This window comes from Aminobacter sp. SR38, assembly GCF_014843375.1.
GTDB classification, from domain to species: domain Bacteria; phylum Pseudomonadota; class Alphaproteobacteria; order Rhizobiales; family Rhizobiaceae; genus Aminobacter; species Aminobacter ciceronei.
The window spans coordinates 154,767-167,329 of sequence record NZ_CP062112.1 but is presented as its reverse complement, the minus strand read 5'-3'; the positions used below and the strand labels follow the sequence as shown (position 1 = coordinate 167,329).

Annotated in this window: 9 protein-coding genes; 1 reads left to right on the top strand and 8 read right to left on the bottom strand. The window is 61.5% G+C overall.

Annotated features, from left to right (window positions below):
* Positions 1-37 precede the first annotated feature (37 nt).
* The 5 genes from rpsJ to rpsL all read right to left on the bottom strand — a co-directional run bounded on the left by rpsJ (position 38) and on the right by rpsL (position 4,695).
* Complete coding sequence (gene rpsJ, locus IG197_RS00805) at positions 38-346, bottom strand: 30S ribosomal protein S10 (RefSeq protein WP_006205468.1); 309 nt, start codon at positions 344-346, stop codon at positions 38-40.
* Between the two features lie 64 nt (positions 347-410).
* Positions 411-1,586 carry an elongation factor Tu gene (tuf, locus tag IG197_RS00800; protein WP_067961853.1) on the bottom strand — a complete coding sequence of 392 codons (1,176 nt, stop codon included), beginning with the start codon at positions 1,584-1,586 and terminating at the stop codon, positions 411-413.
* Between the two features lie 67 nt (positions 1,587-1,653).
* The gene (fusA, locus tag IG197_RS00795; protein ID WP_067961879.1) at positions 1,654-3,744 is read right to left on the bottom strand and encodes an elongation factor G; all 2,091 of its coding nucleotides are present in this window, start codon (positions 3,742-3,744) and stop codon (positions 1,654-1,656) included.
* Positions 3,745-3,776: 32 nt separating this feature from the next.
* Positions 3,777-4,247 carry a 30S ribosomal protein S7 gene (rpsG, locus tag IG197_RS00790; RefSeq protein WP_067961877.1) on the bottom strand — a complete coding sequence of 157 codons (471 nt, stop codon included), beginning with the start codon at positions 4,245-4,247 and terminating at the stop codon, positions 3,777-3,779.
* A 76-nt stretch (positions 4,248-4,323) separates the two neighbouring features.
* Positions 4,324-4,695, bottom strand: a complete 372-nt coding sequence (gene rpsL, locus IG197_RS00785) for a 30S ribosomal protein S12 (RefSeq protein ID WP_008837709.1) — start codon at positions 4,693-4,695, stop codon at positions 4,324-4,326.
* Between the two features lie 474 nt (positions 4,696-5,169).
* Between rpsL and IG197_RS00780 the strand changes: the two genes are divergently transcribed.
* Entirely contained in the window at positions 5,170-5,451 is a 282-nt protein-coding gene (locus tag IG197_RS00780; protein ID WP_115732109.1) for a transcriptional regulator, read from the top strand.
* A gap of 25 nt (positions 5,452-5,476) precedes the next feature.
* Here the strand turns inward: IG197_RS00780 and IG197_RS00775 are convergent, their stop codons facing one another.
* The 3 genes from IG197_RS00775 to rpoC form a co-directional block, all read right to left on the bottom strand.
* Positions 5,477-6,892 (bottom strand): APC family permease, encoded by a 1,416-nt coding sequence (locus IG197_RS00775; RefSeq protein ID WP_192316352.1) that lies wholly within the window; start codon positions 6,890-6,892, stop codon positions 5,477-5,479.
* A 199-nt stretch (positions 6,893-7,091) separates the two neighbouring features.
* Complete coding sequence (locus IG197_RS00770) at positions 7,092-8,186, bottom strand: esterase-like activity of phytase family protein (protein WP_192316351.1); 1,095 nt, start codon at positions 8,184-8,186, stop codon at positions 7,092-7,094.
* 135 nt (positions 8,187-8,321) lie between these two features.
* Positions 8,322-12,518, bottom strand: coding sequence for a DNA-directed RNA polymerase subunit beta' (rpoC, locus tag IG197_RS00765; RefSeq protein ID WP_067966519.1), 4,197 nt, complete (start codon positions 12,516-12,518; stop codon positions 8,322-8,324).
* Between the last annotated feature and the right edge of the window lie 45 nt (positions 12,519-12,563).

Genomic DNA, 12,563 nt, shown 5'->3' with positions numbered 1-12,563 from the left:
AGCCGTTTGGATCTGTTCGCGCGGCTCATGTTAGCTCTTAGAGCTTGATTTCGACGTCCACACCTGCCGCGAGGTCGAGCTTCATCAGAGCATCGACGGTCTGCGGGGTCGGGTCGACGATGTCCAGCAGACGCTTGTGCGTGCGCATTTCGAACTGCTCGCGGCTCTTCTTGTCGACGTGCGGCGAGCGGTTCACCGTGAACTTCTCGATCCGCGTCGGCAGCGGGATCGGGCCGCGAACATTGGCGCCGGTGCGCTTCGCGGTCGACACGATCTCACGCGTCGAAGCGTCGAGAACCCGGTGGTCAAACGCCTTGAGGCGGATGCGGATATTCTGTCCGTTCATGGTCACTTCCTTGTTCTGGCGCGGCGCGGGCGTATTCCCGCCCGCGACAGATCGTTAATTCGGATTATTCTTTGATCGAAGCGACGATGCCGGCGCCGACGGTGCGGCCACCTTCACGGATAGCGAAGCGGAGCTTCTCTTCCATGGCGATCGGCACGATGAGCTCGACGTCGACGGTGATGTTGTCGCCGGGCATGACCATCTCGGTGCCTTCCGGCAGCGACACGATGCCGGTCACGTCCGTCGTGCGGAAGTAGAACTGCGGACGGTAGTTGGTGAAGAACGGCGTGTGACGGCCACCCTCTTCCTTGGTCAGGATGTAGGCTTCAGCCACGAACTTCTTGTGCGGCTTCACCGAACCCGGCTTGCACAGCACCTGGCCGCGCTCGACGTCTTCACGGCCAACGCCGCGGATCAGCGCGCCGATGTTGTCGCCAGCCTGGCCCTGATCGAGCAGCTTGCGGAACATTTCAACGCCGGTAACCGTCGTCTTCGAGGTTGCCTTGATGCCGACGATCTCGACTTCTTCGCCAACCTTGACGATGCCGCGCTCGACGCGACCGGTGACCACAGTGCCACGGCCCGAGATCGAGAACACGTCTTCGATCGGCATCAGGAACGGACGGTCGATCGGACGCTCCGGCGTCGGGATGTAGGCGTCGACGGCTTCCATCAGCGCGCGGATCGCGTCTTCACCGATCTTCTTGTCCGAATCGTTGAGCGCAGCAACAGCCGAACCCTTGATCATCGGAATGTCGTCGCCCGGATATTCGTACTTCGACAGCAGCTCGCGAACCTCGAGCTCGACCAGTTCGAGCAGCTCGGCGTCGTCGACAAGGTCGACCTTGTTCAGGAACACCACCAGGGCGGGAACACCGACCTGACGGGCGAGCAGGATGTGCTCGCGGGTCTGCGGCATCGGGCCGTCAGCAGCCGACACGACCAGGATCGCGCCGTCCATCTGGGCAGCACCGGTGATCATGTTCTTGACGTAGTCGGCGTGGCCGGGGCAGTCGACGTGGGCGTAGTGACGGGCCGGCGTCTCATACTCGACGTGCGCCGTCGAGATCGTGATGCCGCGGGCCTTCTCTTCCGGCGCTGCGTCGATCTGGTCGTAGGCCTTGAACTCGCCGAAATACTTCGTGATCGCAGCAGTCAGCGACGTCTTGCCGTGGTCAACGTGACCAATCGTGCCGATGTTCACATGAGGCTTATTACGCTCGAATTTACCTTTTGCCATGTGAGGTCTCCATTCTTGCTAGCCCAGTAAGGGCGTTGAATTAATAAAACGCTGCAATTCCTTGGAATTACGCGTATTTCTTTTGAACTTCCTGAGCGACCGCGGTCGGAACCGGCTCGTAGTGGTCGAACTGCATCGAGTACTGGGCGCGGCCCTGCGACATCGAACGCAAGCTGTCCACGTACTTGAACATGTTTGCCAGCGGCACCATCGCGTTGACGACCACGGCGATACCACGGCTTTCCTGGCCCTGGATCTGGCCGCGACGGCTGTTCAAGTCGCCGATGACGTTGCCGACATAGTCTTCCGGCGTGACGACTTCGACCTTCATGATCGGCTCGAGCAGCTGGACGCCCAGCTTCGGAGCAGCTTCGCGAAGGCAGGCGCGGCCGGCGATTTCGAAGGCGAGAACCGACGAGTCGACATCGTGGTAGGCACCGTCGATGAGCGTCGCCTTGACGCCGATCATCGGGAAGCCAGCGAACGGACCCGACGACAGGACGCTGCGGAGGCCCTTGTCGACGCCCGGGATGTATTCCTTCGGAACAGCACCGCCGACGATCTTCGATTCGAAGACGAAGTCTTCGCCCTCGGGGTTCGGCTCGAACACCAGCTTGACGCGAGCGAACTGACCGGTACCACCCGACTGCTTCTTGTGGGTGTAGTCCTGCTCGTGGGTGCGGGTGATCGTCTCACGATACGCAACCTGCGGAGCGCCGACATTCGCCTCGACCTTGAACTCGCGACGCATGCGGTCGACGATGATGTCGAGGTGCAGCTCGCCCATGCCGGCGATGATGGTCTGGCCCGACTCTTCGTCCGACTTGACGCGGAACGACGGATCTTCAGCAGCCAGGCGGTTGAGCGCGAGGCCCATCTTTTCCTGGTCGCCCTTGGTCTTCGGCTCGATCGCGATCTGGATGACCGGCTCGGGGAATTCCATGCGCTCGAGGATGACCTGGTGCAGCGGATCGCAGAGCGTGTCGCCGGTGGTCGTTTCCTTGAGGCCGGCCAGAGCAACGATGTCGCCGGCATATGCCTCTTCGATGTCCGAACGCGAGTTCGAATGCATCTGCAGCATACGGCCGAGACGCTCCTTCTTGCCCTTGACGGTGTTTTCGAGCGAAGCGCCCTTGACCACCTTGCCCGAGTAGATGCGGCAGAAGGTCAGCGAACCGACGAACGGATCGTTCATGATCTTGAAGGCCAGCATCGACAGCGGCTCGCTGTCGTCGGCGTGACGCTCGATCTCGGCTTCGGTCTTGGCATCGATGCCCTTGATGGCCGGAACGTCGAGCGGGGACGGCAGGAAGTCGACGACGCCGTCGAGCAGCGGCTGCACGCCCTTGTTCTTGAAGGCCGAACCGCAGAACATCGGGAAGAACTTGACGGCGATGGTGCCCTTGCGGATCAGCGCGCGCAGTTCGTCGTTGGTCGGCATTTTGCCTTCGAGGTAGTTCTCGAGAGCCGTCTCGTCCATTTCGACGGCGGTCTCGATCATCTTCTCGCGGAACTCTTCAGCCTTGGCCTTGAGGTCTTCCGGGATCTCGACTACGTCCCAGGCAGCGCCCAGGCTCTCGTCGCGCCAGACGAGCGCATTCATCTCGATCAGGTCGACGACGCCCTTGAATTCCGACTCGGCGCCGATCGGCAGCTGAACGGCAACGGCGGTCGCACCGAGGCGCGACTTGATCATCTCGTACGAGCGATAGAAGTCGGCGCCGATCTTGTCCATCTTGTTGCAGAAGATCATGCGCGGGACGTGGTACTTGTCCGCCTGACGCCACACGGTCTCGGTCTGCGGCTCAACACCGGCGTTGGCATCGAGCAGCGCAATGGCGCCGTCGAGAACGCGCAGCGAACGCTCGACTTCGATGGTGAAGTCGACGTGGCCGGGGGTGTCGATGATGTTGAAGCGGCGCTGCTGGCCGTCACGGCCCTTCCAGAAGGTCGTGGTGGCAGCGGACGTGATGGTGATGCCGCGCTCCTGCTCCTGCTCCATCCAGTCCATGGTGGCAGCGCCGTCATGGACTTCGCCGATCTTGTGCGACTTGCCCGTGTAATAAAGGATGCGCTCGGTGGTCGTGGTCTTGCCGGCGTCGATATGCGCCATGATACCGAAATTGCGGTAGTCTTCGATCTTGTATTCGCGGGCCATGGGAGGTGCCTCTCAGTCGTTCGGACGCGCTATTACCAGCGGTAGTGCGCGAAGGCGCGGTTGGCTTCCGCCATCTTGTGGGTGTCTTCACGCTTCTTGACGGCGGTGCCGCGGTTGTTCGCCGCGTCCATCAGCTCGCCCGAGAGGCGGTCGACCATGGTGGTCTCGTTGCGGTTGCGGGCAGCAGTGATCAGCCAGCGAATGGCGAGTGCCTGACGGCGCTCGGGGCGCACATCGACCGGAACCTGGTAGGTGGCGCCGCCGACGCGACGCGAACGCACTTCCACGTGCGGCGCGACATTGTCGAGCGCCTGATGGAAGACAGTGACCGGCTCCTGCTTGGTCTTGGCCTGAACCTGGTCAAGCGCACCGTAGACGATCGTTTCGGCGATCGACTTCTTGCCATCATACATGACGGCGTTCATGAACTTGGTGACGACGAGATCGCCGAACTTGGGATCCGGGTTGATTTCGCGCTTATCTGCACTGTGACGACGGGACATAGCTTTTGTCTCTCAAACTTGACTGGCGCTATATGACGCGGAGAACCTCGCGCAGCACCTAATTGCAGAAGCCGAATTACTTCGGACGCTTAGCACCGTACTTCGAACGGCGCTGCTTGCGGTTCTTCACGCCCTGCGTGTCGAGCACGCCGCGGATGATGTGATAGCGAACGCCCGGAAGGTCCTTCACGCGACCGCCGCGGATCATGACCACGGAGTGCTCCTGAAGGTTATGGCCTTCGCCCGGGATGTAGCCGATCACTTCAAAGCCATTGGTCAGGCGAATCTTCGCGACCTTACGCAGAGCGGAGTTCGGCTTCTTCGGCGTCGTCGTATAGACGCGCGTGCAGACGCCACGCTTCTGCGGGTTGGCCTGCATGGCCGGAACCTTGTTGCGCTTCACCGGCGCAATGCGCGGCTTGCGGATCAGCTGGTTGACGGTAGGCATTAAACCCTCTTGTCTCTCAATTCCGTGTCTTAAGCCCGTTCGGGGCGGCTTCAAGCGCGAAATCCATACGCGAATTCGGGCCACAAACCGCGATCTGCGGTCTTGCCCGAACAAAGGCAGAGGAAGCGAATCCGCTTCATGCACGCCGGAAATGTCTTCTCGCTCGTAAAAAACGAACCCTGTTTGAGGTGAACTCCAAAGCACGTCGCTTCGGAAAAGCCAACCTCACATCGGCTCAGACGACGCGGTATCTACTCGCATGACCGCGAACCGTCAAGCCCATCCCCCCAAAAACCTTAACGAAACCGGGGCTTCGGGCGGGTTGGCGGGCTTGCGGCAACTATATTGCGCTGCAACATGGGCTGTAAGTCAGTTTATAAGGCTGTTTGTCCTGTCTTGCACCCCGCCTTCGTGCGAAAATCGGGGAAACCGGGGCGAATCCCCCGCAAACGAATCCAGATCCAGGGAATCACCATGAACGACAACGACGAACGGCCCGTGACGATCATCACCGGTCGGGTCTGGCGCAAGAAGGGCGGCAAGCCCGAAGGCGTCCACATCATGCTGGTGGCGCCCGACGACGACAGCGCCGTGCGCTCGGCGCTGGACGCGCTGGCAAAGGAGGGTTACGCCGAAGCAGAACTCGATCAGATCGGCGACATGCAGGGCGAACCTGACGACGAGCCGCACATCTCCGCCTATCAGGGGGCCCTCGAAGGCGAAGTCTCGATCGTCACCTTCAACGAGCCGTTCTGAGTCAGCGCATGTATATATAGAGAGGTCAGTTGACCGGCCCTGCCCCGCCGATGTCGGCCATTTCAGGTTCGGCAGGCTTTTGGCCAGTGGCGCGATTGACCAGCACGGTGACGAACCACAACACGACACCAATGCCGATCAGGATACCGGCGATCTGGTATTGAACAGGGTCGCGCCCAGTCCAGGGGCCGGCGAAGAAAGCGCAAGCCACGGCTCCCAGGATCGGCAACAGCGTCGGGGTGCGGAAGTGATCGTGCCCAACCCTGTCCTTGCGCAGCACCAGCACCGCGATGTTGACCACCGTGAAGACGCATAGCAGCAGCAGTGCGGTTGTGCCGCCCAGCGCCGGCACCTCGCCGACGAATGTGATCAGCGCGAAAGCGAGCAAGGTGGTGAAGCCGATCGCGATGTAGGGCGTGCGACGCGAGGCGTGAACCTTGCCTAGCACTTCCGGCAAGACGTGTTCGCGGCTCATGCCATAGACCAGACGGCTCGCCATCAGCATGTTGATCAAGGCGCTGTTGGCGACGGCAAACATGGTGATGAAGCCGAAGATCTCGACCGGGAAGTTCGGCGCGCCGGCCTGGACGACCTTGAGCAGCGGCGTCTCGCCCTCGCCCAGTTGTTCCGGCGGCACGAGCGTGATCGCCGAGATCGACACGAGCACGTAGATCACGCCGGTGATCAGCAAACCGGTCAGCAGCACCTTCGGGAAGATGCGCGTCGGATCCTTGCACTCCTCGGCCATGTTGACCGAGTCCTCGAAGCCGACCATGGCGAAGAAAGCGAGCGTCGTCGCCGCGATCACCGACCAGAAGGCGCTGCGGTCGGGCGCCGAGTGGAACTGAGTGATACGGGAGACGTCGCCCTCACCGGCGCCGATCGCCCAGAGGCCGATGACGATGATGATCATCAGGCCGGTGAACTCGACGCAGGTCAGCACGACATTGGCTTTGACACTTTCGCCGACGCCGCGGAAATTCACGGCTGCGACGATCGCCATGAATGCCAGACCGATGAGCGTGATGCCATAGGTGCCGGACAGGCCGAGATCGAAAGCCCCAGACATGTTGGCAGCGAAGGCGCGCGAGGCCGTCGACGCCGAGGTGATGCCCGAGCACATGACGGCGAAAGCGACGATGAAGGTGATGAAATGGATGCCGAATGCCTTGTGGGCGTAGAGAGCGGCACCGGCCGCCTTCGGGTATTTTGTGACCAGTTCGAGATAGCTGAAGGCAGTGATGACCGCGACGACGAAGGCAATCAGGAACGGCAGCCAGACCACGCCGCCAACCTGCTTGGCCACCTGCCCGGTCAGCGCATAGATGCCGGTGCCCAATATGTCGCCGACGATGAACAGCAACAGAAGCCACGGGCCCATGACGCGATGGAGGCTCGGCTCGACCGCCTGTCCTTTCGCATTGGAGGGGACATCGGTCATCGGGCACTCCTTTCAGGGCTGATGCACTTCAAGGAGGAGGCTATTTTCGCAACCTCGGGATGTCAAACGCCGCCAATACGTTAGAACAGACGCAGATGCGGCTGAAAGCTCGTCGACCGGTGCCATCCCTGCGAGATCTCGGGAAAAGCCGCCAGATTGCGCCGGCGGCCCTTTCACCGAAGGATCTGCAGCGCTCAGATCAGTTCGTCGCGGCATCCAGTTTGAGCACGACGAACTGGGTGAACTGCTCCGGGTTGAAGTTGTTGTCGGAGGCAATGACCAAAGTGCGCTGGCCGTCGATATCCGGTCCCCATGTCACCGACTCGATATTGTCGATGTCGAGACCAAAGTCACCCTCACCCAGCTTAAGAACCTTGCGCTTGGGCATCGCGGTTGCAGCGACGCCCTTGATCGAGGCCGCCCCCTTCACGTCAGTCGCGCCGGAGAAACTCGCCAGGTAGAAATTGATCTCGCTGCCGATGCCGAGCGCGAAAGAGCGTTCGATCGCCAACAGCTGGTCCGGTCCGAAGAACATGAACTCGGAGAGACCGTTGTCGTTGTAGAACGGGTCCTGGGTCGCCTTGGTGAAGATCGGCCCGTTGTCATAGACATACTCGGCCGTGAGAGTACCGCTGGCAATGTCGAAGCCGATGACGCGCGACGGGCTGCCGGCTTCCAGCGTCGCCTTTTCGCCGTCCTGTGCCAATGCGTTTTCGGTCCCCGCCCAAAGGGTCCTGCCGTCGGGCGAAATGGCAAGGCTTTCGAAAGCCAGGTTGCCGCGAACACCCCGCGTCCTGTCGGCATCGGGCAGATAGGCTTCGGGAATGGCAAAGCTCCTGACATGGGTGCCGTCGGGTTTTGCCTCATAGATTGCCGGTTGGCCGGCGGCATCACCCTCGCTCGACCAGAAGAGACGGTTGGCCGCCGCGTCGAAGCGGATCGCCTCGGGGTCGACGTCCTTCTTGGCGAAGGCAGCACCTTCGGCGTTGCGTAGCTCCGCGCTCGACACGATGTCGATGCCGTGAACGCCCTTGCCGTCGATGGCAAGCTTCAGCGTGTAGAGCCGCGCCGGCGCGCGCTCAGAGCGGTCGTCAGAAATGGCGTAGAACAGCCCGCTCGCAGCGTCGTAGTCGAGACCGGAAATCCCGCCGAACTCGGTGCCCGCGATCTTCAGTCCGGTCGGCAGCACGACCTGGCCGAGCAATGACGCCTTGAATGGCGTGGCCTCCTCGGCCTGGCCTGGCAAGGCTGCCGACGCCAAAAGGGCAGCGAGGGCGGAAAAGACGGTTTTCATGATGACGGCCACCTGGCATGTGCGTTGAAGCAGCATGATTAGCGGCGGCATTTGACAGCGGCATGAAGCCCTGTTGTCACCGAAATGAAAAAAGGGGGCCGAGGCCCCCTTTTCCAGTTCTTTGCGACGACGCTCTTACTGAGCGGCGTTGACCATGTCGGTCAGGATCGGCTCGGCCACTTCCGCACCCGAGAGCTTGCGGCGCTCGTCGAGGATCAGCTCGTCGCGCGAGGTGGCGATGCGCCGGATCTGGCTCATCATGCCGCCCGTGCCGGCCGGGATCAGGCGGCCGACGATGACGTTTTCCTTCAGGCCCTGCAGCATGTCAGTCTTGCCGGCGACAGCTGCTTCGGTGAGCACGCGGGTCGTTTCCTGGAAGGAAGCGGCCGAGATGAAGGACGGCGTCTGCAGCGATGCCTTGGTGATACCGAGCAGAACCGGCTGACCTTCGGCAGGCTTCTTGCCTTCCTCGATCAGGCGCTCGTTGATCTCGTCGAACTCGATGACATCGACGTGATCGCCCGGGATATAGATCGAGTCGCCCTGTGCGGTGATCTCGACCTTCTGCAGCATCTGCCGGACAATGACCTCGATGTGCTTGTCGTTGATCGACACGCCCTGCAGTCGGTAGACTTCCTGGATTTCATTGACGAGGTAGGAAGCGAGAGCTTCCACGCCCTTGATGGCCAGGATGTCGTGCGGCGCCGGGTTGCCGTCGAGGATGTAGTCGCCCTTTTCGATGGCGTCGCCGTCCTGGAGATGGAACGGCTTGCCCTTCGGGATCAGGTATTCGACCGGTTCAAGCGTCGAGTCATGCGGCTCGATGATGATGCGGCGCTTGTTCTTGTAGTCGCGACCGAAGCGGACCGTACCATCGATCTCGGCGATGATGGCGTGATCCTTTGGACGACGGGCTTCGAAGAGCTCGGCAACACGCGGCAGACCGCCGGTGATGTCCTTGGTCTTCGCGCTTTCCATCGGGATACGCGCCAGAACGTCGCCAGGGCGAACCTGTGCACCCGGCTCGACCGAGAGAATGGCCTCGACCGAGAGCAGGAAGCGGGCATCGCCGCCCTTCGACAGCTTGCCAACCTTGCCCTTGGAGTCCTGAACCACGATCGCCGGCTTCAGGTCGTTGCCGCGCGGGGTCGAACGCCAGTCGATGACCTCACGCTTGGTGATGCCGGTCGACTCGTCGGCCGTTTCCTGGACGGAAATGCCGTCGACCAGATCCTCGAACGCCACACGGCCTTCGATTTCGGTGAGGATCGGACGGGTGTAGGGATCCCACTCGGCGATACGCTGGCCGCGCTTCACCTTGTCGCCATCGTCCACGAAGATACGCGAACCATAAGTGACGCGGTGGGTGGCACGCTCCTTGCCGGTTTCGTCGAGGATCAGGATCGCCATGTTGCGGCCCATCACGACGAGGTTGCCGTCTGAGTTGCGAACCACGTTGCGGTTGCGGATCTCGACCTTGCCCTCATACGAGGCTTCAAGGAACGAGCTGTCCACCACCTGCGCGGTACCGCCCATGTGAAAGGTACGCATGGTGAGCTGCGTGCCCGGCTCGCCGATCGACTGAGCGGCGATGACACCGACAGCTTCGCCCTGGTTGACAGGGGTACCGCGTGCCAGGTCGCGACCGTAGCAGACCGCGCAGACACCGACCTTGACTTCGCAGGTCAGGGCCGAACGGATACGAACCGACTGGACGCCAGCCTTCTCGATGACCTCGATGTCACGCTCGTCCATGAGCGTGCCGCCCTTGACCAGCAGATCGCCAGTGACCGGGTGGTTGATGTCGTCGAGCGCGGTGCGGCCGAGAATGCGCAGTCCGAGCGAAGCGACAACCTGGCCGGCATCGACGATCGGCTGCATGGTGAGGCCCTTGTCGGTGCCGCAATCAACCGAGTTGACGATGCAGTCCTGCGCCACGTCGACGAGACGACGGGTCAGGTAGCCGGAGTTAGCCGTCTTCAGAGCGGTATCCGCGAGACCCTTACGGGCGCCGTGGGTCGAGTTGAAGTACTCGAGAACCGTCAGACCTTCCTTGAAGTTGGAAATGATCGGCGTCTCGATGATTTCACCCGACGGTTTGGCCATCAGGCCGCGCATGCCGGCGAGCTGGCGCATCTGGGTGGGCGAACCACGCGCACCGGAGTGCGACATCATGTAGATCGAGTTCATCGGCTTCTGACGACCGCTGTCCTCGAACTCCACCGCCTTGATGCGGGCCATCATTTCGTCGGCGACCTTTTCCGAGCACTTGGCCCAGGCGTCGACGACCTTGTTGTACTTCTCGCCCTGGGTGATCAGGCCGTCATTGTACTGCTGCTCGTACTCCTTGGCCAAAGCCTCGGTGTCGGCGACCAGCTTCTCCTTGGTATCCGGGATCAGCATGTCGTCCTTGCCGAACGAAATGCCGGCGCGGCAGGCATGAGCGAAGCCGAGAGCCATGATGCGATCGCAGAAGATGACCGTCTCTTTCTGACCGCAGTGGCGGTAGACGGTGTCGATCATCTTGGAGATGTTCTTCTTGGTCATCTCCTGGTTCGCGGTGTCGTACGGCACGTTGACGTTCTTCGGCAGCAGTTCGCCGATGATCATGCGGCCAGGGGTCGTGTCGTGGATCTTGGACACGACATTGCCTTCGGCGTCGACCGTGCGGAAGCGGCCCTTGATCTTGGCGTGCAGCGTGACAGCCTTGGTCTCAAGCGCGTGCTGGAGTTCGCCCATGTCGGCAAACACCATGCCCTCGCCCGGCTCGTTCTGGTTGACGATCGAGAGGTAATAGAGACCGAGAACCATGTCCTGCGATGGCACGATGATCGGCGCGCCGGAAGCCGGGTGCAGGATGTTGTTGGTCGACATCATCAGCACGCGTGCTTCGAGCTGAGCTTCGAGCGACAGCGGAACGTGGACAGCCATCTGGTCGCCGTCGAAGTCGGCGTTGAAGGCCGTGCAGACGAGCGGGTGCAGCTGGATCGCCTTGCCTTCGATCAGCGTGGGTTCGAAGGCCTGGATGCCCAGGCGGTGCAGCGTCGGTGCGCGGTTGAGCAGAACCGGATGCTCGCGGATGACCTCGTCGAGGATATCCCAAACCTCAGGCTTTTCCTTCTCGACCAGCTTCTTGGCCTGCTTGACGGTCGAGGAGTAACCCTTGGCGTCGAGACGAGCGTAGATGAACGGCTTGAACAGCTCGAGCGCCATCTTCTTCGGCAGGCCGCACTGGTGCAGCTTGAGCTCGGGACCGGTCACGATGACCGAACGGCCGGAATAGTCGACGCGCTTGCCGAGCAGGTTCTGACGGAAGCGGCCCTGCTTGCCCTTGAGCATGTCGGACAGCGACTTCAGCGGACGCTTGTTGGCGCCGGTGATGACGCGGCCACGGCGACCGTTGTCGAACAGAGCGTCGACGGCCTCCTGCAGCATGCGCTTCTCGTTGCGGATGATGATCCCCGGCGCACGGAGCTCGATCAGGCGCTTCAGGCGGTTGTTGCGGTTGATGACGCGGCGATAGAGATCGTTCAGGTCGGACGTCGCAAAGCGACCACCGTCCAGCGGGACCAGCGGACGCAGGTCCGGCGGGATCACCGGCACGACCTTCATGATCATCCACTCGGGACGGTTGCCCGACTCCATGAAGTTCTCAACCACCTTGAGGCGCTTGAGATACTTCTTCTGCTTCAGTTCCGACGTCGTCGTCGCAAGCTCGGAGCGCAGGTCGCCGGCGATCTTCTCGAGATCCATCGAGGCGAGCAGGTCGTGAATGGCTTCAGCGCCGATCATGGCGGTGAAGCTGTCCTCGCCATACTCGTCGACGGCGATCTGGTACTCTTCCTCGCCGAGGAGCTGGTGCTCCTTGAGTGCGGTCAGGCCCGGCTCGGTGACGATGTAGTTTTCGAAATACAGGACGCGCTCGATATCCTTGAGCGTCATGTCGAGCAGCGTGCCGATGCGACTCGGTAGCGACTTCAGGAACCAGATGTGGGCGACGGGCGCAGCGAGCTCGATGTGGCCCATGCGCTCGCGGCGAACGCGCGACAGGGTGACTTCCACGCCGCACTTTTCGCAGATGACGCCCTTGTACTTCATGCGCTTGTACTTGCCGCACAGGCACTCGTAGTCCTTGATCGGGCCAAAGATGCGGGCGCAGAACAGCCCGTCACGCTCCGGCTTGAAGGTGCGGTAGTTGATCGTCTCCGGCTTTTTGATTTCGCCGAACGACCAGGACAGAATCTTCTCAGGGCTGGCGAGCGAAATCCGGATGGAATCGAACACCTGCGCAGGCGCCTGGGGGTTGAAGAGATTCATGACCTCTTGGTTCATGCCGTTCTCCTTTTCGGGGCCCACGAAAGCCCCTTTTCATCGTGT

Excerpts from the sequence above, each read along its gene's own strand:
- tuf (WP_067961853.1), bottom strand. The coding sequence starts at position 1,586 with ATGGCAAAAGGTAAATTCGAGCGTAATAAGCCTCATGTGAACATCGGC.
- rpsL (WP_008837709.1), bottom strand. The coding sequence starts at position 4,695 with ATGCCTACCGTCAACCAGCTGATCCGCAAGCCGCGCATTGCGCCGGTG.
- IG197_RS00780 (WP_115732109.1), top strand. The coding sequence starts at position 5,170 with ATGAACGACAACGACGAACGGCCCGTGACGATCATCACCGGTCGGGTC.
- fusA (WP_067961879.1), bottom strand. The coding sequence starts at position 3,744 with ATGGCCCGCGAATACAAGATCGAAGACTACCGCAATTTCGGTATCATG.
- rpsG (WP_067961877.1), bottom strand. The coding sequence starts at position 4,247 with ATGTCCCGTCGTCACAGTGCAGATAAGCGCGAAATCAACCCGGATCCC.
- IG197_RS00775 (WP_192316352.1), bottom strand. The coding sequence starts at position 6,892 with ATGACCGATGTCCCCTCCAATGCGAAAGGACAGGCGGTCGAGCCGAGC.
- IG197_RS00770 (WP_192316351.1), bottom strand. The coding sequence starts at position 8,186 with ATGAAAACCGTCTTTTCCGCCCTCGCTGCCCTTTTGGCGTCGGCAGCC.
- rpoC (WP_067966519.1), bottom strand. The coding sequence starts at position 12,518 with ATGAACCAAGAGGTCATGAATCTCTTCAACCCCCAGGCGCCTGCGCAG.
- rpsJ (WP_006205468.1), bottom strand. The coding sequence starts at position 346 with ATGAACGGACAGAATATCCGCATCCGCCTCAAGGCGTTTGACCACCGG.